General features: G+C 72.4%; 22 protein-coding genes. 16 read left to right on the top strand and 6 right to left on the bottom strand.

Annotation, left to right across the window (positions count from 1 at the left end; genetic code table 11):
- The first annotated feature begins 203 nt into the window (after positions 1-203).
- Positions 204-728, top strand: a complete 525-nt coding sequence (locus ITJ50_RS14205) for a type II toxin-antitoxin system VapC family toxin (protein WP_194590749.1) — start codon at positions 204-206, stop codon at positions 726-728.
- Positions 729-815: 87 nt separating this feature from the next.
- Here ITJ50_RS14205 and ITJ50_RS14200 read toward each other — a convergent pair whose 3' ends face one another.
- Entirely contained in the window at positions 816-1,556 is a 741-nt protein-coding gene (locus ITJ50_RS14200) for an SDR family oxidoreductase (RefSeq protein ID WP_042541220.1), read from the bottom strand.
- Between the two features lie 101 nt (positions 1,557-1,657).
- Between ITJ50_RS14200 and ITJ50_RS14195 the strand changes: the two genes are divergently transcribed.
- From ITJ50_RS14195 to ITJ50_RS14175, 5 genes are all read left to right on the top strand, one after another.
- Entirely contained in the window at positions 1,658-2,500 is an 843-nt protein-coding gene (locus ITJ50_RS14195) for a helix-turn-helix transcriptional regulator (RefSeq protein WP_042541222.1), read from the top strand.
- A 269-nt stretch (positions 2,501-2,769) separates the two neighbouring features.
- Positions 2,770-3,768, top strand: a complete 999-nt coding sequence (locus ITJ50_RS14190) for an ATP-grasp domain-containing protein (protein WP_042540556.1) — start codon at positions 2,770-2,772, stop codon at positions 3,766-3,768.
- Positions 3,769-3,854: 86 nt separating this feature from the next.
- Positions 3,855-4,925: an LLM class flavin-dependent oxidoreductase gene (locus ITJ50_RS14185; RefSeq protein ID WP_194590748.1), complete on the top strand. Its 1,071-nt coding sequence runs from the start codon at positions 3,855-3,857 to the stop codon at positions 4,923-4,925.
- Positions 4,922-6,226, top strand: coding sequence for an O-acetylhomoserine aminocarboxypropyltransferase/cysteine synthase family protein (locus tag ITJ50_RS14180; RefSeq protein WP_194590747.1), 1,305 nt, complete (start codon positions 4,922-4,924; stop codon positions 6,224-6,226). Before ITJ50_RS14185 ends, ITJ50_RS14180 begins: the two co-directional genes overlap by 4 nt.
- 9 nt (positions 6,227-6,235) lie before the next feature.
- On the top strand, positions 6,236-7,168 hold the full coding sequence (locus ITJ50_RS14175; protein WP_042540561.1) for a 4-(cytidine 5'-diphospho)-2-C-methyl-D-erythritol kinase: 933 nt from the start codon (positions 6,236-6,238) through the stop codon (positions 7,166-7,168).
- A 42-nt stretch (positions 7,169-7,210) separates the two neighbouring features.
- Here ITJ50_RS14175 and ITJ50_RS14170 read toward each other — a convergent pair whose 3' ends face one another.
- Positions 7,211-8,863 carry a glycosyltransferase family 39 protein gene (locus tag ITJ50_RS14170; protein ID WP_194590746.1) on the bottom strand — a complete coding sequence of 551 codons (1,653 nt, stop codon included), beginning with the start codon at positions 8,861-8,863 and terminating at the stop codon, positions 7,211-7,213.
- A gap of 95 nt (positions 8,864-8,958) precedes the next feature.
- On the opposite strand from ITJ50_RS14170, the gene ITJ50_RS14165 reads away from it, so the two are divergent.
- Genes ITJ50_RS14165 through ITJ50_RS14140 form a run of 6 tightly spaced genes read left to right on the top strand, consistent with a single transcriptional unit; the run spans position 8,959 to position 14,249 of the window.
- A complete protein-coding gene (locus tag ITJ50_RS14165) occupies positions 8,959-10,014 on the top strand; it encodes a ThiF family adenylyltransferase (RefSeq protein WP_194590745.1) in 1,056 nt (351 codons plus the stop codon).
- A gap of 58 nt (positions 10,015-10,072) precedes the next feature.
- Positions 10,073-10,489 carry a TOBE domain-containing protein gene (locus tag ITJ50_RS14160; protein ID WP_017888282.1) on the top strand — a complete coding sequence of 139 codons (417 nt, stop codon included), beginning with the start codon at positions 10,073-10,075 and terminating at the stop codon, positions 10,487-10,489.
- Positions 10,486-11,295 carry a molybdate ABC transporter substrate-binding protein gene (gene modA / locus ITJ50_RS14155; RefSeq protein WP_194590744.1) on the top strand — a complete coding sequence of 270 codons (810 nt, stop codon included), beginning with the start codon at positions 10,486-10,488 and terminating at the stop codon, positions 11,293-11,295. The genes ITJ50_RS14160 and modA overlap by 4 nt, the downstream gene beginning before the upstream one ends.
- Before the next feature lie 3 nt (positions 11,296-11,298).
- Positions 11,299-12,099: an ABC transporter permease gene (locus ITJ50_RS14150; RefSeq protein WP_017888284.1), complete on the top strand. Its 801-nt coding sequence runs from the start codon at positions 11,299-11,301 to the stop codon at positions 12,097-12,099.
- Positions 12,096-13,136 carry an ABC transporter ATP-binding protein gene (locus tag ITJ50_RS14145; protein ID WP_194590743.1) on the top strand — a complete coding sequence of 347 codons (1,041 nt, stop codon included), beginning with the start codon at positions 12,096-12,098 and terminating at the stop codon, positions 13,134-13,136. Before ITJ50_RS14150 ends, ITJ50_RS14145 begins: the two co-directional genes overlap by 4 nt.
- A gap of 12 nt (positions 13,137-13,148) precedes the next feature.
- Positions 13,149-14,249 (top strand): calcium:proton antiporter, encoded by a 1,101-nt coding sequence (locus ITJ50_RS14140; protein WP_017888287.1) that lies wholly within the window; start codon positions 13,149-13,151, stop codon positions 14,247-14,249.
- Between the two features lie 159 nt (positions 14,250-14,408).
- Here ITJ50_RS14140 and ITJ50_RS14135 read toward each other — a convergent pair whose 3' ends face one another.
- The 3 genes from ITJ50_RS14135 to ITJ50_RS14125 are packed head-to-tail and all read right to left on the bottom strand — an operon-like array spanning position 14,409 to position 17,158.
- Positions 14,409-14,657, bottom strand: coding sequence for a MoaD/ThiS family protein (locus ITJ50_RS14135; protein ID WP_042540574.1), 249 nt, complete (start codon positions 14,655-14,657; stop codon positions 14,409-14,411).
- A gap of 3 nt (positions 14,658-14,660) precedes the next feature.
- Positions 14,661-15,713, bottom strand: coding sequence for a GTP 3',8-cyclase MoaA (gene moaA / locus ITJ50_RS14130; RefSeq protein ID WP_017888289.1), 1,053 nt, complete (start codon positions 15,711-15,713; stop codon positions 14,661-14,663).
- A gap of 5 nt (positions 15,714-15,718) precedes the next feature.
- Positions 15,719-17,158, bottom strand: a complete 1,440-nt coding sequence (locus tag ITJ50_RS14125) for a glycosyltransferase 87 family protein (RefSeq protein WP_071250655.1) — start codon at positions 17,156-17,158, stop codon at positions 15,719-15,721.
- Positions 17,159-17,245: 87 nt separating this feature from the next.
- Here ITJ50_RS14125 and ITJ50_RS14120 point away from each other — a divergent pair, with 87 nt between their 5' ends.
- The 4 genes from ITJ50_RS14120 to pheA all read left to right on the top strand — a co-directional run bounded on the left by ITJ50_RS14120 (position 17,246) and on the right by pheA (position 20,697).
- The gene (locus tag ITJ50_RS14120) at positions 17,246-18,637 is read left to right on the top strand and encodes a molybdopterin-dependent oxidoreductase (RefSeq protein WP_194590742.1); all 1,392 of its coding nucleotides are present in this window, start codon (positions 17,246-17,248) and stop codon (positions 18,635-18,637) included.
- Positions 18,634-19,104: a hypothetical protein gene (locus tag ITJ50_RS14115; protein WP_194590741.1), complete on the top strand. Its 471-nt coding sequence runs from the start codon at positions 18,634-18,636 to the stop codon at positions 19,102-19,104. The genes ITJ50_RS14120 and ITJ50_RS14115 overlap by 4 nt, the downstream gene beginning before the upstream one ends.
- A 28-nt stretch (positions 19,105-19,132) precedes the next feature.
- Complete coding sequence (locus ITJ50_RS14110) at positions 19,133-19,678, top strand: MarR family winged helix-turn-helix transcriptional regulator (protein ID WP_017888293.1); 546 nt, start codon at positions 19,133-19,135, stop codon at positions 19,676-19,678.
- A gap of 62 nt (positions 19,679-19,740) precedes the next feature.
- A complete protein-coding gene (gene pheA / locus ITJ50_RS14105) occupies positions 19,741-20,697 on the top strand; it encodes a prephenate dehydratase (RefSeq protein WP_138804061.1) in 957 nt (318 codons plus the stop codon).
- Positions 20,698-20,729: 32 nt separating this feature from the next.
- Here pheA and ITJ50_RS14100 read toward each other — a convergent pair whose 3' ends face one another.
- Positions 20,730-21,800 carry a diacylglycerol/lipid kinase family protein gene (locus ITJ50_RS14100; RefSeq protein WP_052481911.1) on the bottom strand — a complete coding sequence of 357 codons (1,071 nt, stop codon included), beginning with the start codon at positions 21,798-21,800 and terminating at the stop codon, positions 20,730-20,732.
- Positions 21,801-21,850 lie beyond the last annotated feature (50 nt).

Raw genomic sequence — 21,850 nt, 5'->3', positions numbered from 1 at the left:
ATGGGATCCACCGAGTCGCCCCTCTCGCCCCGCCGGGTGCCGAGCCCGTCCACAGCAGCCGAGCGCCGAGCGTTGTTCGCACGGACGCCTCGGCCTGAGGGCACGTTCGAAGAGCGCCGCGAGCGTCGGCGGCGTGCGATCGAGGCGATCGATCCGGACTGCCGTGTCGAGCCGATCGAGCGTCTGCGCCGGGTGCCCTGACCGTGTTCGAGTCGCTCGGTTCCGATGACTTCGACGAGCACCGGGTCCTGGAGTTCCACAGATGCTCCGGCCGACCCGCCGCGGTCCTCGTGGAGACGAGTTTCATCGAGTGCGTTCTCCACCGTGCGGAGCCACAACATGCCCGAGCTGCGGCGTTCTGGGATCACCTCGACCTGGCCGACACGAGCATCGTGTACAGCGGGTTCGCCGAGTTCGAGATCTTCGAATCAGCGCATCGCAAGGGACCGCGGGCGGCACGTCAGCACAAATCGGCCTGGCGGGACCTGCTGAGTTCGACCCAGATGCACTGGGCCAGTGTCGACGCGGTCGCCGATGACGTCCCCGGCCTCATGGAAGAGTTCGGCCTGACCGCTGCAGGTGCCCTGCATGTTGCCACGGCTGAGCACTGGGAGGTCGACGGCTTCGTGACCGTCGATCCTTCGTTCGGTGTGGTGGACCGGGCACGCCTCCCGCTGATGATCGACGTCGAGGGCGCTCAGTTGGCGCGACGCCTGCGTACCAGCTGACCGCGATGGTGCGAGGTTCCGTGGTCCGGTGCGAGCCGAAGTGGCTCGCACCGACCACAGAACCTCGCACCATTCGAGGCACCCGGGTCAGTGCTCGCGGGACGCCATCATCTCGAGGATCTGCTGGTGGTTGCCGTTCCGCTCGGCGAAGCGCAGCGGGTGCACGTTCTGCACCAGGATCTCCGGTGCAGCACCGGACTCGATGAGCGCCATGACCTCGTCGGCGAAGGCGTCGAGCGGCATCCCACCGAAGTCGGCGCCGCCCATCAGGTCGGTCATGACGGCCGGCGGGGCGAGCTCGAGCACCTCGAGCGACGAACCGACGAGCTGCTGGCGCAGGGCCTGCGTGTAGGCGTGCACACCGGCCTTCGTCGCGCTGTACGTCGGCGACGCGGTGAGCGGGACGAACGCGAGACCGGACGTCACGGTCATCAGGGTGGCCGAGGGCTGGGCGAGCAGGTGCGGCAGGAACGCGTCGATGAGCCGGATCGTGCCGACCAGGTTCGTCTGGACGAGTTCGAGGGCATCGTGGATGTGCCCGGGGTCGCGGAGGTCTTCGTCGCGCATGATCCCCGACATGGTGATCAGGGCATCGAGCGACGGGTAGGCCTCGAGCACCGAGGTGGCAGCGCCTTCGATCGACGACGCATCGGCGACGTCGATCTGCACGGTGCCGAAGCCGTGCTCGGCGGCGAGGGAGTCGAGGAAGGCCTGGCGACGGCCGCCGATGACGACGGTGCTGCCGGCGGCCTGCAGGCGCTGGGCGAGCGCGAGACCGATGCCCGAGGTCGCGCCGGGGATGAAGACGGTGGAGTTCGTGATGTCCATGACCACCACGATGCTCCGCGGACGGGGTCACAACCAGAGCGCGGTCATCGGGGGATCGGCGATCCCTGGCACCTCGCCACGAACCGGACCATGATCGACCCATGGACCGTGCCGCACTCGCCGACTTCCTCCGCCGTCGCCGCGAGCTGCTGCGCCCCGAGGACGTCGGCCTCGGGCAGGGCCCGCGACGCAGGACTCCGGGGCTCCGCCGTGAAGAGGTCGCTGCCCTCGCCGGCATGTCCGTGGACTACTACACGCGACTCGAGCAGCAGCGTGGCCCGCAGCCGTCCGAGCAGATGATCGCCGCGATCGCCCGCGCCCTGCGGTGCAGCCTCGACGAGCGCGACCACCTGTTCCACCTGGCCGGGCAGAACGCCCCGACCCGGATGCACCGCGCCGACCACGTCGACCCGGCGATCCTGCGGGTGCTCGACCGGCTCGAGGACACCCCGGCGATCGTCGTCAGCCACCTGGGCGAGACCCTGGTCGAGAACCGGCTCGCGGCGGCACTGCTCGGGTCGTCCGTCAGCCTGCCCGGCAACGAGCGCTACCAGGCGTGGCGGTGGTTCGTGACCGGGAACGAGCTCGCGAAGTACGCGCCGGAGCAACACGAGCGACTGGCCCGGGTCGTGGTGGCGTCGCTGCGGGCGGCGGTGGGGCTCGCGGGCCCGGGCGATCGTCGGGCGACCGAACTCGTCGCCGAGTTGCAGACGCGCAGCCCCGAGTTCCGCGACCTCTGGGCCAAGCACGAGGTGGCCACCCGCTGGTCGGACAACAAGACCATCGTGCAGCCGGAGCTCGGGCGCATCACCGTTGACTGCCAGGTGCTGCACACCGACGACCAGGCGCAGGCACTGCTGCTGTTCACCGCGCCTCCAGGATCAGAGGACGCGCAGAAGCTCGAGCTCCTCGGGGTCGTCGGACAGCAGACCTTCGCCGGCTGACGACCTCGCACGGTGCGCGTTCGCTCGGCTCGTGCGAGTTTGGTCGACCTCGCACGGTGCGCGGTTGGTGAGCCCGTGCATCGTCGACCGCTTGGTGCCGCCTTACAGTCCGCCACCGAGCGGCCAACCTCGCACCGACCGGACAAGCGCGCACCGTGCGACCCGCCCCGCCCCGCCCCGCCCGCCCGACCCGCCCCGCCCCGCCACCGAGAAGCAACGCCGCGTCACACACTTGGCCGCGTGCGGTATACCGTGCCTAGGGTGGGGGCGTGAGCACTCCGCGCGTGTACGTCATCCACGAGAACCCCGAGTGGTTCCCGCCGCTCGCCGCCGCCTTCGAGGCCGAGGGCGTCCCGGTCGAGGAGATCCTGCTGACCGAGGGGCAGATCGACCTCGCGGCCGAGCCGGCACCCGGCGTGTACTGGAGCCGCATGTCCGCGAGCTCCCACACCCGCGGCCACGAGCACAGCAAGGAGTACACCCGCGCCGTCCTCGGGTGGCTCGAGCGAGCGGGTCGCCAGGTCGTCGGCGGCAGTCACGTGCTCGAGCTCGAGGTGTCGAAGGTCGCCCAGCACGGCCTCCTGCAGCAGGCCGGCTTCGACGTGCCCCGCACCACCGCCGTGTTCGGCACGACGACGCTCAAGCAGGCGGCGAAGGACTTCACGAACGGCCAGGACGTCCCGTTCATCACGAAGCACAACCAGGGCGGCAAGGGCCTGGGCGTGCGGCGCTTCGACTCGCTCGCCGAGTTCGACGCCTACGTCGACAGCCCCGAGTTCGAGGCCCCGGTCGACGGCATCACGCTGCTGCAGGAGTACCTGACGGCGCGCGAACCCTTCATCACCCGCGTCGAGTTCGTCGGCGGCGAGTTCGTCTACGCCGTCCGCGTCGACACCAGCGCCGGCAGCTTCGAACTCTGCCCCGCCGACGCGTGCGAGGTGCCCCAGGCCATTGCCGGCGCCGTCTGCGACGTGCCCGGTACCGAGACCGCCGGTGCGCCCCCGGCGTTCGCCGTCCGGACCGAGATCACCGCTGGCCACCCGCTGGTCCAGCAGCTCCGCACGTTCCTCGCCGACCAGCGCATCACCATCGCGGGCGTCGAGTTCATGGAGACGACGGACGGCCGCACCGTCGTCTACGACATCAACACGAACACGAACTACAACCCTGCTGTCGAGGAGTCCGCGCCGGCCTCCGGCCCGCGCTCCATCGCGAAGTACCTCGGCGGCCTGCTGGCGGCCGAGTACGCCGCAGAGCTCACGGCCTGAGACCGCAAGGACCACCGGACTGGAGGCCCGTGGCGGGCCCGCCACGGGCCTCCAGTCACCTTTCCCACACCCCCCAAGGAACCCACGTGCGATTCGGATACTGGACCCCGCTCTTCGGCGGCTGGCTGCGCAACGTCGACAACGAGAACATGCCGGTCACCTTCGACTACGTGAAGCGCCTGGCGCAGCGCGCCGAGCGGATCGGCTTCGACCTGACGCTCGTGCCGGAGCTCAACCTCAACGACATCAAGGGCACGGCGGCGCCCTCGCTCGAGGCGTGGTCCCTCGCGGCGGCGATCGCGGCGACGACCGAGCGCCTGGAGATCATGGCGGCGATGCGTCCCGGCTACCACCTGCCCGCGGTGACGGCGAAGCAGGCGGCGACGATCGACGACATCTCGTGCGGCCGGTTCACCTTCAACGTCGTGAGCGCCTGGTGGGCGGAGGAGGCGAAGCAGTACGGCGGGATCTTCTCGGAGCACGACGACCGGTACAAGCGCACCGCGGAGTTCGTCGAGGTCATGAAGGGCCTGTGGCGCGAGACCCCGTACTCGTTCTCGGGTGAGTACTACGACATCGAGAACGCCCACCTCGAGCCGAAGCCCCGCGTGACGCCGCGCATCTACGCCGGTGGTGAGAGCGAGGCCGGCAAGGCCGCGATCACCGGGTACGCCGACGCCTACCTGACCCACGGCGGCACGGCCCCGGAGCTCCGCGCGAAGATCGACGAGATGAAGCGACGCCGCGTCGACGCCGGGCTGCCGCCGTTCGAGGCGTTCGGCATGGCCGCCTACGTCATCGTCCGGGAGACCGAGGAAGAGGCGCAGGCCGAGCTCGCCCGGATCACCGACGTGCAGCACGGCACGGCGTACGAGTCGTACCAGGACTTCATCTCGAAGTCGCAGCTCGAGCACGTGCCCTCGCTCGAGGACTACTCGGTGTCGAACCGCGGCCTGCGCCCCGGGTTCGTCGGCACCCCCTCGCAGGTGGCCGACCGCATCAAGGAGTTCGAGGACGCCGGCGTCGACACGCTCCTGCTGCAGTTCTCGCCACAGCTCGAGGAGATGGACCGGTTCGGCGAGCAGGTCATCCCACTCGTCCGGCCGACGGCCCCGACCACCCCGACCGCCGCGGGTGTCTCGGAGCCGGTCTCGTGAGCACCGAGGACGACTGGGCCTTCGAGACCCGCCAGATCCGCGCCGGCTTCAAGGCCGACCCGGGCTGGGGCGCGAACGTGCCGCCGATCGCACAGAGCGCCGCGTACGTGTACCCCTCGGGCGAGGACGCGGCCGCGCGCTTCATGCTCGACGCCCCCGGCCACACCTACACGCGGGTCAACAACCCGTCGGCGGCAGCGCTCGAGCGCCGGATCGCCGACCTCGAGGGCGGGATCGGCGCGCTGGCGCTGGCGTCCGGGCAGGCGGCGACCTCGCTGGCCGTGCTCGGTGTCGCACGCGCCGGCGACCACGTGGTGTCGAGCGCCTCGCTGTACGGCGCGACCTACACGCTGTTCGCGTCGACGCTGCGGGACCTCGGCATCACCTTCACGTTCGTGCAGGACCCGACCGACCTGTCCGAGTGGGCGGCGGCGGTGCGTCCGGAGACGAAGGCGTTCTTCGGCGAGTCCATCCCGAACCCCCGCGGGGACGTCCTGGACTTCGCCGGGGTCTCCGGCGTCGCGCACCGGGCAGGTGTCCCGCTCATCGTCGACAACACCATCGCGACGCCGTACCTGGTCCGCCCGATCGAGCACGGTGCCGACATCGTCGTGCACTCGGCGACGAAGTACCTGGCCGGACACGGCAGCGCCATCGCCGGGCTCATCGTCGACAGCGGGAACTTCGACTGGGCGGCCCACGCGGACGCCTACCCGCAGCTGGCCACGGCCGAGCAGTCCGGGTTCGCGAACACGAACTTCGCCGAGAAGTTCGGGCGGCGGGCGTTCATCCAGCGCACCCGCTCGAAGCTCTCCGCCGACCTCGGGCCCGCGATCGCACCGTTCAACGCGTTCCTGGTGCTGCAGGGCGTCCAGACCCTGTCGCTCCGCATGGACCGGCACGTGTCGAACGCCGCCGCCGTGGCCACCTGGTTGGACGCGCACGACCAGGTCGAGCACGTGCACTACGCCGGCCTGCCGGACTCGCCGTGGCACCACCTGCAGCAGCGCTACGTGCCGAAGGGGCCGTCGGCGGTGCTGTCGTTCGACCTGGCCGGCGGGGTCGCTGCGGGTCGGCGGTTCGTCGCGGCGCTCGAGCTGTTCGACCACGTCTCGAACCTCGGGGACGTCCGCTCGCTCGTCGTGCACCCGGCGTCGACCACGCACGTGCAGATGACCTCCGCCGAGCGGGCGGCCGCCGGGGTGGGGGACGGACTCATCCGCCTGTCGATCGGCCTGGAGCACATCGACGACATCACCGCCGACCTGGCGCGGGGCTTCACGGCAGCTGCAGCGGGATAGGTTGGGGGCATGACCACGTTGGCCGCCCCGACCCGCGTGCGGACGCGCGCCCCCGGCAAGATCAACGTGTTCCTGTCCGTCGGGGCGCTGCAGGACGACGGCTACCACGACGTCGCCACGGCGTACCAGGCCGTGTCCCTGTACGAGGACGTCACCGCCGAGGCCGCCGACGACTTCTCGGTCACCTTCACCGGCCCGATCGACACGCGTGCCGTGCCGGTCGACGAGTCGAACCTGGCGATCCGTGCGGCCCGGCTCGTGGCCGACGCGGCCGGACACCGCGGTGGGGTGCGGCTGACCATCGACAAGCAGGTGCCGGTCGCCGGCGGCATGGGCGGTGGCTCCGCAGACGCGGCCGCGACCCTGCTCGCGGTCGACACGCTCTGGGGCACCGCGCTGGGGCGCGAAGAGCTGCTCCGGCTCGCCGCGCAGCTGGGCGCCGACGTGCCGTTCGCCTTCGCCGGCGGCACCGCCGTGGGCACCGGTCGCGGTGACGAGCTGAGCCCGGCGCTGGCCAAGGGCGAGTTCCACTGGGTCCTCGCCCTGAGCGACGACGGCCTGTCGACCCCCGCCGTCTACCGTGCGCTCGACGAGCACCGGGAGCGGTACCGCGCCGACATCTCCCCGGCGCCCTCGCACCCCGTGGTCGAGGCGAACGTGCTGCAGGCCCTGCGCGCCGGAGACCCCGACCTGCTCGCGGACTGCGTGCACAACGACCTGCAGGCGCCCGCCATGCGGCTGCAACCGCGGCTCGCGGCGACGCTGGAGCTCGGCGAGAAGTCCGGTGCCCTGGCCGGGCTGGTGTCCGGCAGCGGCCCGACCGTGGCGTTCCTGGTGGGCGACCGCGACGCCGCGCTCGAGCTGCAGGTCGAGCTCAGTGCCGCCGGGCTCGTCGCACTCCGTGCCACCGGACCGGTGCACGGCGCACGCGTGGTGCACTGACCCGTCGCTCGACCCGGTCGGCCGACGGTCGGCGTCCCACCGTCAGCGTCTGTACTTCCAGAGGATGACCGTGCCGGTGTGCCAGTAGCGCACGACGTGGAAGCCCTGAGCCACGAGCGTATCGGTGACCTGCGGCCGGATGTTCCGTGACTTGCCGCCGACGAACCACACGGTGTCGATGCCGGAGAGCCGCGCGGGTACCGTCTCGGCGACGTCGCCGTTGACGTCCCAGAGCTGCCCGCGTGCGGCGCCGGTCTCCGTGACGGCGAGGTCCCGCATGCCGGTGAACGCGTCGGGGTAGGTGTCGGCGATGACCTGCGCGGTGGTGGTCGGGTGCCCCCAGACGCTGCCGAAGACGACGCCCTCTTCCTGGTCCGTGCGCCAGTCCCGCTCACGATCGATGATCGCCGCCGCGTTCGCCCAGTGCGAGTCCTGCTTGGCGTGGGGCAGGCGGACGGTCGTGCTCGTCGGCGCCGACACCAGCAGCAGGCCGACGACCGCGAGCGCCACCCACCGGCGGGGACGGATCGCGGTGATCGCCAGGCCGATGAGCAGCGCGACGAACGGCAGGCTCAGGCTTGCGTACTTCGGCGTGTACAGGTGCTCGCCGGCCGCGGTCGCGCCGACCAGCAGCGCGGTGGGCAGGATCGTCAGCGGGACTGCGACGCGGACCGCCTGCATGCGCAGCGCTTCGCGGGCCGCGGGGGCGGGGCCCCGGGACGCGCGGACGGCGAGCACGACGGCGACGGCCATCAGGACCCAACCGAGCGCCGCGTACGGCCACACGGCCCCGAACCAGGCGGTCGCGACGACCTGTCGCACCGTCGCCCAGCCGACCCCGGTGATCCAGCCGACCTGCTTGGCCTGCCCGGCCGCCAGGACGATGAACGGTGACACCACGAGCGCGGCCCCGACGGCGGCGACGCCCCAGCGGACGAACGCCGCGCGGTCCACCATCGGCGCCGGCACCGGACCGGTGCGCTCGGACAGCACGGCGTCGCGCCGCGCGGCACGATCGGCGACGGCCGTCCAGAGCAGCACGACCCCGTGCGCGACGACGGCCAGGGCCAGGTACACGTTGAACAGCACGGCCAGCACGGCGAGCAGCCCGTAGACGACCCACCACCGGGTCGCGTGGTGCCCGGACCGGCTGCGTCGGACCGCGGTGATGCCGACCAGGGTCAGCGCGACGGCGAAGGTCGTGACGGTGGCGTACGGGCGTCCTTCGCCGCCGGCCCAGGCGACGCGGGGCAGCAGCAGGAACACGATGCCGGAGACGACGCCCAGGCGGACGCCACCGAGCCGCCGGCCCAGGGCGACGACGAGTCCGGCCGACACCCCGATGGCGAGTGCGCTCGGGAACCGCAGGGTGAAGGGGGAGTACCCGACCAGGGTGAACCACACGTGCATCACCGCGTAGTAGAGACCGTGCACCGCGTCGACGTTCTGCAGCTCGGCCCAGAGCGCCGGCCAGCTCCGCTGTGCGCTCGCGACGGTCGCGGCCTCGTCGTACCAGACCGACGGCACCCAGGCGAAGGCGGCCACGACGACGACGCCGAGCGCGCCGACGGTGATCTCGGGCGTCCGTGCGAGGGCCCGGACGGCGGCGATGACGAGCGCCCAGGCGCGTGCGCGCACCGACGAAGCCGACGTCGTGCGTCGGATCGGAACGGTGCCGGTACGCGGGGAACTCACGCCCGCGACCGTACCGATCTGCTCTGGGGATCCGCCGCGTCCGGGCGCTGAACTCTCACATGCACGAGTTCGGTGCGACGGGCCAGAATGACGGGATGGAACCCCTCGTCGCCCCTGTCTCCGCGCTGTCCCCGGGGCGGGCGCAGCTCGGTTCGCGCACCGCGGCGCTCGCCGACGTCGGGACGACCGGGCTGCGACGCCTGGCCACATCGCGCATCCTCGTCGTCGGGGCCGGCGGGCTCGGGGCACCGGTGGTCGCGTACCTCGCCGGGATCGGTCGGCTCACGGTCGTCGACCCGGACGTCGTCGACGCCTCGAACCTGGCCAGGCAGACGCTCTTCACGGCGGCCGACGTCGGCTCGCCGAAGGCGCAGGTCGCGGTCGCCCGGGCCGTCGCCGTCGACCCGGAACTCGACGCGGTCGCGGTGGTCGGGTCGTTCACGCCGGACCTGGTCGCCGGGCACGACGTCGTGGTCGACGCCGCCGACTCGGTCGTGGTCACCCGCGCCGTCTCGGACGCCTGCGCCGCAGCCGGTGTGCCCTTCGTGTGGGGCACCGTGCTCGGCCACGACGGGCAGGTCAGCGTCTTCCGCGACGCCGGACGAGACGGTGTCGACTTCCACGACCTGCACCCCGACGCCCTGCCGGACGAGGGGTCGTGCGCCCTCGACGGGGTCGTCCCCGCCCTGTGCGGCGCGGTCGGCGCGGTGATGGCCGGGCAGGTCCTCGCGCTGGTCACCGGCACCGGCGACCCCCTGCTCGGCCGCGTCCTGACCGTCGACGCCCGCCGCTGGCGCTGGACCGAGAGCCCCGTCCGTCGCGGCCCCGCCTCGCGTCGCCCGGCACCCGCGGCCGCCGCCACGCCGCCGCGCATCGCGCCGTCCGCCCTGGCCGCCCGGGTGGCGGACCCGGCGGACCCGCTGGTCGTCGTCGACGTCCGGACCGCCGAGGAACGCGCGGCCGGCGTGGTCGCCGGTGCCGTCACCGACGACACCGGCGGGGAGGAGGTCGTCGTCTACTGCGCACGCGGACCCCGTGCGGACGCATGGGCGGCCAGACAGCCGGCCGGGAGGCGCGTGGCGGTGCTCGACGGCGGGTTCGAGGCCTGGCGTCGCGAGGGGCTGCCCGTGGCGATCGAGCACCGGTCCTGACCCAGCCCGGTCACCAGCACTGCCCGGTCGCCGCATCCGCGGCTAGGATCGGTGGATCATGACGCAACTGCGGGTACGGGACGCTGCGGCCTTCCTCGGGATCAGTGACGACACCGTGCGTCGGCTCGTCGACGGCGGCACCTTCACCCGTGCCACGGACGACGCGGGGCGGGCGGTGGTCGACGGGCGCGAGGTCGCTGCGTACGCCCGGGAACGCAGCTCCGAGCTGACCGACCCGGCAGCGGCGGTGACGAGCTCGGCCCGCAACCGCTTCGTCGGGATCGTCACCGACCTGGTCGTCGACACCGTGATGGCGCAGGTCGAACTGCAGTGCGGCCCGCACCGGGTGGTGTCCCTGATGAGCGCCGAGGCCGTCCGCGACCTGGGGCTCGAGATCGGGTCCGTCGCGGTGGCGTCCGTGAAGGCCACGATGGTCGCGGTCGAGGCGCCCACCCGACACGAGGACGAGCGATGAGTCGTCGTCGCCTCAGGGCCGCCGCCGCACTGGTCCTCGCGGTCGCCGTCTCGACCGGGCTCGCCGCCTGCACCGCTGCGGACACGGGCCCCGGCGCGTCGACGCCGTCGGGCTCCGGGACCGAGGGACCGACCGGCTCGATCACCGTCTTCGCCGCGGCGTCGCTCCAGCAGACCTTCACGACCCTCGGCAAGGAGTACGAGCAGGCGCACCCCGGCGCCTCGATCCGGTTCTCGTTCGCCGGGTCGAGTGACCTCGTGAGCCAGATCCAGAACGGCGCTCCCGCCGACGTGTTCGCGTCGGCGGACGAGGCGAACATGGCGAAGCTGTCGTCGGACGACCTGGCGAGCGGATCGCCGCAGGACTTCGCCACGAACACGCTCGAGATCGCGGTCGCACCCGGCAACCCGAAGGGCATCTCGGGGCTCGACGACCTGCGCGCCCCGGGCGTGCAGCTCGTCACGTGCGCCGCCCCCGTGCCGTGCGGTACCGCGGCCGCGAAGGTCGAGCGAGCCGCCGGTGTCGACCTGCGCCCGGTCAGCGAGGAGCAGTCCGTCACCGACGTCCTCGGCAAGGTGGAGTCCGGGCAGGCCGACGCCGGACTGGTCTACGTGACGGACGTGCGCGGCGCGGACGGCAAGGTCGACGGCGTGCCCTTCGACGAGTCCGGGGACGCCGTCAACACCTACCCGATCGGCGTGCTCCAGCAGTCCGCTGACCCGGAGCTCGCCCAGGCGTTCGCGGAGTACGTCCGCTCCACTGACGGGCAGCGCGTGCTGTCCGCCGCGGGCTTCGGGAAGCCCTGACCCGTGGCGCCGCGCACTGACGGACGGCCGCCGGTCGCGTGGTGGCTCCCGCTGCCCGCGGTGCTCGGCGGACTGTTCGTCGTCGTGCCGGTGCTCGCGATGCTCGGTCGGGTGGACTGGTCGTCGTTCGTCGGGCTCGTGACCTCCACCGCGTCGCTGACCGCGCTCGGGCTCAGCCTCGGCACGGCGCTCGCGGCCACCGGGGTCGCGTTCGTCCTCGGGTACCCGCTCGCCGTGCTGTTCGCGCGGTCACGCTCACGCTGGGTCGGTGTCGCACGGGCGGTCGTGCTCCTGCCGCTCGTGCTGCCGCCGGTGGTCGGTGGCCTCGCCCTGCTCGCGGCCTTCGGTCGGCTCGGGGTGGTCGGAGCGTTCCTCGACGACCACGGCCTGCACATCGCGTTCACCACGACGGCGGTTGTCATCGCCCAGACCTTCGTCGCGATGCCGTTCCTGGTGTCCTCGGTCGAGGGGGCGCTCCGCGTCGAGGGCGACCGGTACGAGCGGGTCGCCGCGACCCTGGGCGCCGGGCCGACCCGGACCTTCCTGACCGTCACGACGCCGCGGGTCCTGCCGGGGATCGTGTCCGGGCTCGTGCTCTGCTTCGCCCGGGCACTCGGCGAGTTCGGCGCGACCCTGACCTTCGCCGGCAGCCTGCAGGGGGTCACCCGGACCCTGCCGCTCGAGGTCTACCTGCAGCGCGAGGTCGACCCGGACACCGCGGTGGCCCTGGCCGTCGTGCTCGTGGTGGTCGCCGTCGTGGTCATCGGGGCGTCGTCGATCCGCACCCGCGGAGCACTGGCGTGACGGGCGCGGAAACCGTGGCCGTCCGGGCGCACGTCGTCGTCGGGTCGCGGGACGTCGACGTCACGATCGAGGTCCGTGCGGGGGAGTGCGTGGCGGTCATCGGGCCGAACGGTGCCGGCAAGTCCACGGTGCTCGAGGCCCTGGCTGGACTGCTGCCGATCGACGCCGGCCGGATCGAACTCGACGGCGTCCGCGTGTCGGACCCACGGCACACCGTCCCCGCACACCGCCGCCGGACCGGGCTCGTCGCACAGCGGTCCGACCTGTTCCCGTTCCTCGACGTCGTCGGGAACGTCGCCTTCGGACCCCGTGCCGCCGGCGCCGGTCGCGCCGCCGCCCGGGAGCGTGCCCGCGATGCGCTCGACGCCGTCGGGGTCGCCGACCTGGCCGCCCGCGACCCCCGGACGCTCTCCGGCGGTCAGGCGCAGCGCGTCGCGATCGCCCGCGCGCTCGCCACCGACCCCGCGGTGCTGCTGCTCGACGAACCGACCTCGGCGCTCGACGTCGGCGCGCAGGACGAGGTCCGCGCAGCGCTCCGGACCGCGGTCGCCGGCCGGCCCGCCGTGCTCGCGACCCACGACCCGGTCGAGGTCGTCGCCCTGGCCGACCGCGTCGTCGTGCTCCAGGGCGGTCGGGTCGTCGAGCAGGGCACCCCCGCGGCCGTGCTCGGTCGTCCGACCAGCGCGTTCGCCGCGACGTTCTCCGGGCTCGCGCTGGTGCGCGGGACCGCCACCGGGGGTGGGATCGCGATCGACGGCGGGGGCGCGCTGACGTCGGGGACGCACGCCGTGCCTCCCGGCCGGCCCGCCCTGGCCGCCTTCCACCCGACGGCCGCCGTGCTGACGCGGGACGGCGCCGGAGCCGCGCGCACCGTCTCGTCGCTCGAGCCGCGCGACGGACTGGTCCGCGTCCGCGCCGGCGACCTGGTGGCGGACCTGACGCTCGCCCGGCTGACCGCGCTCGGCATCGTCCCCGGCGACGCGGTGCGCATCGACGTCCCCGCGGCCGAGGTGGCGGTGTACGCGCCCCGCGGTTGAGACAATGGTCCGATGACCTCCTGGTTCCCCAAGGTGTGGCCCGTGGCCACGCCGATCCTGGCGGCCGTCGTGCTCGCGTTCTCGTACGGCCGCTACGGACTCGGCACCGCCGTGGTGGTCGTCGTCGCCGTCGTGCTCGCGGTCACGGTGCTCGCGGCCGTCCACCACGCCGAGGTCGTCGCGCACCGGGTCGGGGAACCGTTCGGGTCGCTCGTGCTGGCCGTCGCCGTGACGATCATCGAGGTCGCGCTCATCATCTCGCTGTCGAGCTCCGGCGGTGCGCAGGCCGAGACCCTGGCGCGCGACACCGTGTTCTCGGCGGTGATGATCACGATGAACGGGCTCGTCGGCCTCGCGATCCTGATCGGGACCCTGCGGCACAACACCGTGCGCTTCAACCAGGAGGGTGCGAGCGCCGCGACCATGACGGTGGCCGCGCTCGCCGTGCTGACCCTGGTGCTGCCGACGTTCACCACCGGCACCGACGACGCGTCCTTCACCGGCACGCAGCTGGTGTTCGTCGCCATCGCGTCACTCGTGCTCTACGGGTTGTTCGTCGTCACGCAGACCGTGGCGCACCGCGACTTCTTCCTGCCGGTCAACCGTGCCGGCGGGGTGCTCGTCGAGTCCGAGGACGCCCACGCCGCACGCCCGTCCGGCCGCACCACGATGGTGTCGCTCGGGTTGCTCGTCGTCGCGCTCGTCGCCGTGGTCGGACTCGCCAAGGTGGAGTCGCCCGCGATCGAGGCCGGGGTCGCCGCCGTCGGCTTCCCGCCGTCGTTCGTCGGCGTCGTCATCGCGCTGCTCATCCTGCTGCCCGAGGGCATCGCCGCGTCGAAGGCCGCCGCGCGGAACCGGATCCAGACGAGCCTGAACCTGGCGATGGGGTCCGCGATGGCGTCGATCGGGCTGACGATCCCGTCGATCGCGGTCGCGTCGCTGTTCATGCCGGGGACCCTGCTGCTCGGGCTCGGGCCGTCGCAGATCGTGTTGCTCGCGTTGACGATCGTCGCGGCGGTGCTCACGGTGCTGCCCGGTCGTGCGACGCGACTGCAGGGCGGGGTGCACCTGGTGATCTTCGCCGCGTTCATCGTCCTGTCCGTCTCGCCGTAGGGCGGGGGCGGGGCGGGCGCGGGGCGGGCGCCTGGTCGTTCCGGGCGTGCCTGGTCGAATCGGGCGTACCTGGTCGGAAGTTCGCACCAGGTATGCGCGGAAGCACCAGGCATCGAGGGTGTTCTGGGAAGGAACGGGCGCGCCGCTCAGCCGCCGAACTCAGCCCCCGGCGAAGGGCGGCATGACGTCGACGACCTCCACGCCCGACAGCGAGGTCGCCCGGTCGCGCGTGGTCACACCGTCGACCAGGTACGAGCAGCGCTCCTGCAACGCACTCCAGCGCGCAGGGTCCGCCACGGCAGCCGTGTCGATCGCTCCGAGGGCCGCGTCGATGGTGGCGCCCGACGTGGTCAGCGAGTCGACACCCACGGCAGCCCGGGCCGCGGCGAAGAACCGGATCGTGGTCATGGCTCAGCCGCCGATCGCGCTCATGCCGCGGGTCGGGTGCACGAGCTCGTCGCTGTCGTCACCGTGGTCGCGGGGCTTCGCCCACATCGCGAGCCGCCACAGCTCGGCGACCTGGTCGTCGTCTGCCCCGGAGCGCATCGGCCCGAGCACGTCGGTCTCCTCGTCGGAGAACAGGCAGCTGCGCACGTGGCCGTCGGCGGTGAGCCGGGTGCGGGTGCAGTCGGCGCAGAACGACTCGGTGATGCTCGCGATGATCCCGACGGTGCCGAGCGGTTCGCCGGTGACGGCGTCGTGCACGCGGTACCGCTCGGCCGGGGCGCCGTCGCGCGGGGCGTCGTCCGGCGTGAGCACGAACGACGTCGCCAGCAGCGCGCGGGTCTCGGCCGCGGTGATCATCTCGGTGCGGTCCCAGGCGTGGTCGGGGTCGAGCGGCATCTGCTCGATGAACCGCAGCTCGTAGCCACGCTCCAGGCACCAGCGGAGGAGCTCCGGGGCGGCCTCGTCGTTGATCCCGCGCAGCAGCACCGCGTTCACCTTGATGTCGAGCCCGGCGTCGTGCGCGGCCGACAGCCCGGCGATGACCTTGTCGAGGAACGGGCGTCGGGTCACGGTGGTGAAGACGTCGGGGTCGACGGTGTCGAGCGACACGTTCACGCGTCGCAGTCCGGCGTCGTACAGGCCCTGGGCGCGGTGGGCCAGGCCGATCGCGTTCGTGGTGAGCGACAGCTCCGGGGCGTCGGGCAGCGCGGCGCACCGGGCGATCACGTCGACCAGGTCGTGCCGCAGCATCGGCTCGCCGCCGGTGAACCGGACCTTGCGGACACCGAACCGCGCCGAACCGATCCGGACCAGCCGCTCGATCTCGGTCGCCGTCATCAGGGCCTCGTCGGGGGCGAACGGCAGCCCGGCCGCGGGCATGCAGTACGTGCAGCGCAGGTTGCAGCGCTCGGTGAGCGACACCCGCAGGTCGACGGCGCGACGCCCGAAGCGGTCGACGAGCCCGGTGGGAGCCGGGTCCACGGAGCCGGTCGTGCCGAGCAGGGTCGCGGGTGCCATGGTCGTCAGCGTACGTGCTCCACGCGTCGGAACGTCAGCCGCTCCCACCACCGGCGCCAGTCCGACCGGCTCGTCCGCAGCAGCGTGACGACCACGATGACCGCCACGGCCGCGAGCAGCCACCACCGGTAGGCGTCCGCCGACGGCCACACCCCGCGCAGCGCGATGGCCAGACCGATCGACAACCACTCCCACCGCCCGGACAGCACCACGAACGGGATGAGCAGCAGCGCGTACCAGGGGTAGCGCGGGGTCACGGCGAGGAACGTCACGCCGATCATCAGGACCTCGCCGGACCAGGGGCGCGCCGGGTCCGACAACCGCCACGCGACGAACGCCGCCAGCAGGACCAGGAGCCCGACCGCCAGGGTCCCGGCGTCGCCCTTGACCACGAGCGACACCAGCGCGAAGCGGGAGCCGTCCTCGTAGCCCTCCTCGTTCAGGTAGCCGGGCAGGTACCCGAGCACGTCGAGTCCGGTCGTCAGCACGTACGGCACGTAGAGCAGCCCGAACACCGCGATGCCGATCGGGATCGCCCACCACGCCCGCCCGCGGCCGAGCAACGGTGGGTACACGATCGCCGGGATGAGCTTCGTCGCGGTCGCGGCCCCGAGTGCGATCCCGCCCCAGATCGGCCGGCCGAACGCGACGAGCACGACACCGGCCGTGGCGAGTGCGGCGCCGACGACGTCGACGTGCGAATTGGTGACCGCCTCGGACGCGACGAGCGGCGACCAGGCCCAGAGCGCCGCCCACCAGGTCGGACGGCCGATCCGGCGGAGCACCACGACGAGCCCGATGGTCACGCCGAGCGACACGAGCAGGCCGGCGACCTGGAACGGCAGGTACTGCGCCGTCGCCGGCACGAAGAACCGCACCGCCGCGAACCACAGCTGCGCCATCGGCGGGTAGATCGTCGTGACGTCCGGCCGGTTGATCGCGGTGCAGTGTCCGTCGGCGCCGTCGCCGAGTCCGCGGAACCGGGGCTTCAGCGGGTCGCACGTGCCGTCCACCTTGTCGGGGAACAACCAGTCGGGTCGCAGACCGGACAGTGCCGCGGACTGGGGGGTGTGCGCGTACGGTGAGACACCGGCATGCTGGACGATGCCGTCCCACGCGTACCGAGCGGAGTCGGTGCTCGTGTTCGGCGGGCCGACCAGGGCAGCGATGCCGATCACCACCGCTCCGCCGATGACCATGGTGGTCATCCACCGGACGGGCACGAAGCGCACCGCGAGCACGGCGATGACGAAGACGGTCCAAGCGATCAGCGTCCACGCAACGAATGCAGAACGATGGCCCGATCGGAGGAACCCCAGATGCGTGACGCCGACGGCGATGACGCCCGACAGGGCCAGCACTCCGACGACGGCCAGCACGGTGCCGATCCGCGCGGCGGTGCCGTCGGCCAGGGACGGTCGGAGGGCACGCAGTCGGTCGCTCATGGTGCGTCGAGGCTATCCGGCGTCCAGCGTCTGCTGCACGACGGACGAGCAGCTCTGGCGTCCCCCAACCGCAACGCCCGCTCGGCGGTGGTGCTCGGACGCCTGCTCGGCATCGCGTTCCTGATCTGCTTCGGTACCGGGATCTACAGCCACCTGCTGCAGGAACCGCTCGGCTGGATGCGGTTCCCGACACGGCCGACGCAGCTGTACCAGTTCACGCAGGGCCTGCACATCACGACCGGGATCGCGATCATCCCGCTGCTGCTCGCGAAGCTCAACACCGTGATGCCCGCCCTGGTGCAGGTACCGCCGGTGCGCGGCGTGGTGCACCTGCTCGAGCGGCTGTCGATCGCGGTGCTCGTGTCGGCGTCGATCATCCAGGTCGTCACCGGCCTGCTCAACACGTACCAGTGGTACCCGTGGCCGTTCCCGTTCCGCCAGGTGCACAACGCGATGGCGTACGTGATCATCGGCTCGCTGGCCATCCACATCGCGGCCAAGCTGCCGGTCATCGCCCGCTACTGGCGGAAGCGCGACTCCTACGACGTGCACGGCCGGTTCATCGCGGACCCCGCGTCCGGCAGTGAGCTGCTCCCACCGGGCCTGGAGGATCGTGGTGCGTCCGCCCCGAGCGCTGCGGTCGCCGAGACCGCCGGGTCCACCGCCCCCGGCCTGCTGGGCCGCGTGTTCCGCTGGATCGACGGCGTCGACGGCGTCGACGCCGCCGCCGGCGGCGCCGAGTCCCGTCCCACCGGACCGGACGCGGCCCCGGATGCCCGCGAGGTGTCCGAGGAGCCGAGTCCCGCCCAGCCGACGGCCGACGTGCCGGAGCCGGACCGGGCCTCCAGGCCGACGCCGGAAGCAGCCACCGGACGACGCCAGCGCATCGCCCGACGCGGGTTCTTCGCCGGTGTGACGGCGGCGACCGTGGGGGTCGTCGCGCTCACCGCGGGGCAGTCCTCGAAACTCGCGGAGCCGTTCAACGTCTTCGGCGCCCGTGGGCGTGGCATCGGCGCGAACGGCCTGCCGGTCAACCGCACCGCGCGTGCCGCCGGCGTGCTCGCCAGCGCGACCGCAGCCGACTGGACGCTCACCGTCGTCGGCCACGACGTGAGCCGGACCTTCGTCCGTGCGGAACTCGTGGCGCTCGGCACCGCGCAGGTCGACCTGCCGATCTCGTGCGTCGAGGGCTGGAGCCAGATGGGTACCTGGAAGGGCGTGCGGATGCGCGACCTGCTCGACGCCGTGCAGGCGCCGCAGGGATCGCACGTGCGGGTGACGAGCCTGGAACGGCACGGCGGCTACCGGATCATGGACATGGGGCCGGAGTACGCCGAGGACCCGACGACGCTCGTCGCCCTCGAACTGAACGGCGCGACACTCGACCTGGACCACGGGTTCCCGGCGCGCATCATCGCTCCGGGGCGGCCCGGTGTGCTGCAGACCAAGTGGATCGAGAAGATCGAGGTGCTCCGGTGAAGGCCGCGCGGATCGTGCTCGTGGTGATCGGTGTGCTGGTCATCGCGTTCGGGGCGTACGTGCTCGTGACGTCCGTCACGCCGAAGCGCATCGGCGGGCTCGGGGTGTGGCTGCTCGCGGCGGTGGTGCTGCACGACGCGATCCTGTCGCCGTTCGTGGTCGGTGCCGGGCTGTTGCTGCGTCGGGCCGGACGCTCGCTGCGGGCCTGGGTGCTCGTCGTCGTGCAGGCGGCGATCGTGCTCGGCAGCGTGCTCGCCCTGGTGGTGCTGCCGGAGATCGCGGCCAAGGACCACGGGCAGAAGAACCCCACTGTGCTGCCGTTCGACTACGGCACGCGGCTGCTGCTCGTCGAGGGGGCGCTCGTCGTCGTCGTGGTGGTCGTGCTCGTGGTCGGGGTGCTGCGGTCGCGTCGCGAAGGTGGGCCGTCTGGTTCGGCCGGTTCGTCCGCGGTGCGCAGCACTGGTTAAAGGGACAACCTTTCGGTATGATCAGGCCATGACCGACGAGACCCCGTGGCTCACCCGCGAGCAGCTGCGCGCGTGGATGAAGCTCGTGGCCGTCATGGAACTCCTGCCGGCGGCGCTCGACCAGCAGCTCCAGCGTGACGCCGACCTGACGCACTTCGACTACATGGTCATCGCGATGCTCTCCGAGACCGACACCCGGACCCTGCGGATGTCGGCGCTCGCCTCGGCCACGAACGCCTCGTTGCCGCGGCTGTCGCACGTGGTGTCCCGGCTCGAGAAGCGCGGGCTCGTCACCCGGTGCCCGTCGACCTCCGACCGCCGGGCCACCGACGTCCGGCTGACCGACGCCGGCTACGCCACCATCGTCGACGCCGCTCCGGACCACGTCCGCACCGCCCGCCGGGTGGTGATCGACGCGCTCTCCGACGAGCAGGTCGCGCAGCTCGACGGCATCGCGGCGTCGCTCCTGACGCGCCTCGACCCCGAGGGGCGGTTCGCGGCGCTGACCTACCCGCGCGAGGACGACGACACCGCGATCTGCGAGCAGCGGCTGACGGGTGCGGCGACGGACTGAGCGGCCCTGCGCGGTGCGCTGCGGACGATCGTCGGTCGTGGTGCTTGCAATAGGCTCGCCGCATGACCGACCCCGCCGCGCCGTCCGACACGTACTCCTACCTCGGACCCGCCGGCACCTTCACCGAGGCGGCCCTGAAGCTCGTCGAGGCCGCCGCCGGCAAGCCCTGGCGGAGCGTCAACAACGTCGGTGAGGCCCTGGACGACGTCATGTCCGGCCGGTCGATCGGGGCCGTCATCGCGATCGAGAACAGCGTCGACGGCGGGGTCAGCGCCACGCAGGACGCCCTGGCCCGGATCCCCGGCGTGCGGATCGTGGGGGAGTACCTGGTCCCCGTCGACTTCGTGCTCGTCGCCCGGCCCGGCACGACCCTGGCCGACGTGCGCACCGTGAACGCACACCCGGTCGCCTACGCGCAGACCCACAACTGGCTCGAGGCGAACCTGCCCGGCCACGGCCACATCCCGGCGTCGTCGAACGTCGCCGCGGCGCTCGCCCTGCTCGAGGCGGACCCCACCGCCGACGCCGCCGTCGCGCCGCCCGGCATCACCGACCACCACGACGTCGTCGTGCTCGCGTCGTCCATCGGCGACAACGCCTCGGCGGTCACCCGGTTCGTGCTCGTGTCGAAGACGCTCGCGCTGCCCGAACCGACCGGAGCCGACAAGACGAGCGTCATCGTCGAGCTGCCCGCCGACCACCCCGGCGCCCTGGTCGACATGCTCGAACAGTTCGCGACGAGGGGCATCAACATGGGGCTGCTGTCGTCACGGCCGATCGGTGACGAGCTCGGCCGCTACCGGTTCGTCATCGACCTCGACGGGCACGTGCGCGACGAGCGGGTGGCGGACGCCCTGCTCGGCCTGCGGCGGTTCAGCCCGCGCGTGACGTTCCTCGGGTCGTACCCGCGGGCCGACGGTGCCCGCCCCGAGGTCCCGGCGCGCTACTCGGACGCCGCGTTCGTCGAGGCGCGCGACTGGCTGCGCGCCATCGTGTCCGGCGAGCCCGGGGCGCGGTAGCGCAGGCCGCGGCCCGCACGACAGGGTCAGGCTCAGGGCACCTGGCGCGAGCCGTGGCGGTCGTCCGCCGGGTCCGGCACGCGCACGGAGAGCCCCATCGGATCGATCCGCGAGCGGAAGGCGATGACCTCGCCCACCGGGTCGCCGTCGATCTCGAACTCGTCGGGGCGCTCGAGCCGCGCCGTGAACTCCTGCCCACGCAGGTAGCGCAGGGGCCGTTCCTCGCGCGAACGCGACACGATCTTCTTGCCGACGGCGGTCTTGCCCAGGTTCGACCGGCGGAACGCCCGCAGGATCCCGTTCTCCCAGAACACCCGCGCCCCGATCCGGACCCAGCCGAAGAACCCGCGGGGACGCATCACGGCGATGTCGAACACGCCGTCGTCGATCTCGGCGTCGGGCAGCAGGATCGCGCCGGCCTGCAGCATGCCGCAGTTGCCGACGATGAGCGAGTGCGCCCGGAGCGAGTGGTTGCCGTCGTCGTCGAGCTGGTAGCGGAACTCGAACGCGTTCGCGTCGCGCACCGAGCGGAACAGCGAGTCGACGTAGGCGAGCCAGCCGACCTTCTTCTTCAGCTCGGGCCGGGTGTTCACGAGCATCCGGGCGTCGAGCCCGAGGCCGGCCATCACCAGGAAGCCGAAGCGTTCGCGCTCGCCGCCGGGACGCTCCACCTTGAGCATGCCGAAGTCGATCTTGCGGTCGTCGCCGTGGAAGATCGTCCGGACGCTCGCAGCCAGGTCGTCGAGGGGCAGCTTCATGTTGCGCGCGAGCAGGTTGCCGGTACCGCTCGGCAGCAGGGCCAGGGTCGAACCGGCCTCGTGCACGACCTCGGCGACCGCACGGACGGTGCCGTCACCACCGGCCGCCGCGACGACGTCGGCACCGGCCTCGATCGCTTCGCGGGCCATGCCGCCGCCCGGGTCTTCTTCCGAGGTCTCGAACCACAGGGTCTCGGCCCAACCGGCCTGCTCCTGGTGTTCCTGGACCGTGCGCTTGAGGGTCGGCAGGTGCACCTTGACCGGGTTGTAGACCACCGCGGCCGTCCGCTGCTCGGTGGGGAGGGCGTCCTGGTCCGCGGGCGCGGTCTCCGAAGGGCTCGACATACGTCCACGCTACCGATCGAGGCTGCGTGCGGTTGCCCCTGTCTAGGATG

It is taken from the genome of Curtobacterium sp. VKM Ac-2889, assembly GCF_015350855.1.
Classification (GTDB): Bacteria; Actinomycetota; Actinomycetes; order Actinomycetales; family Microbacteriaceae; genus Curtobacterium; species Curtobacterium poinsettiae.
Note: the sequence above shows the minus strand (reverse complement) of the source record. Positions and strands in the feature narration are given on the sequence as shown.

Coding starts and splice junctions, on each gene's coding strand:
- ITJ50_RS14200 (WP_042541220.1), bottom strand. CDS start 1,556: ATGGACATCACGAACTCCACCGTCTTCATCCCCGGCGCGACCTCGGGC.
- ITJ50_RS14195 (WP_042541222.1), top strand. CDS start 1,658: ATGGACCGTGCCGCACTCGCCGACTTCCTCCGCCGTCGCCGCGAGCTG.
- ITJ50_RS14175 (WP_042540561.1), top strand. CDS start 6,236: ATGACCACGTTGGCCGCCCCGACCCGCGTGCGGACGCGCGCCCCCGGC.
- ITJ50_RS14165 (WP_194590745.1), top strand. CDS start 8,959: ATGGAACCCCTCGTCGCCCCTGTCTCCGCGCTGTCCCCGGGGCGGGCG.
- ITJ50_RS14160 (WP_017888282.1), top strand. CDS start 10,073: ATGACGCAACTGCGGGTACGGGACGCTGCGGCCTTCCTCGGGATCAGT.
- modA (WP_194590744.1), top strand. CDS start 10,486: ATGAGTCGTCGTCGCCTCAGGGCCGCCGCCGCACTGGTCCTCGCGGTC.
- ITJ50_RS14140 (WP_017888287.1), top strand. CDS start 13,149: ATGACCTCCTGGTTCCCCAAGGTGTGGCCCGTGGCCACGCCGATCCTG.
- ITJ50_RS14135 (WP_042540574.1), bottom strand. CDS start 14,657: ATGACCACGATCCGGTTCTTCGCCGCGGCCCGGGCTGCCGTGGGTGTC.
- moaA (WP_017888289.1), bottom strand. CDS start 15,713: ATGGCACCCGCGACCCTGCTCGGCACGACCGGCTCCGTGGACCCGGCT.
- ITJ50_RS14125 (WP_071250655.1), bottom strand. CDS start 17,158: ATGAGCGACCGACTGCGTGCCCTCCGACCGTCCCTGGCCGACGGCACC.
- ITJ50_RS14110 (WP_017888293.1), top strand. CDS start 19,133: ATGACCGACGAGACCCCGTGGCTCACCCGCGAGCAGCTGCGCGCGTGG.
- pheA (WP_138804061.1), top strand. CDS start 19,741: ATGACCGACCCCGCCGCGCCGTCCGACACGTACTCCTACCTCGGACCC.
- ITJ50_RS14100 (WP_052481911.1), bottom strand. CDS start 21,800: ATGTCGAGCCCTTCGGAGACCGCGCCCGCGGACCAGGACGCCCTCCCC.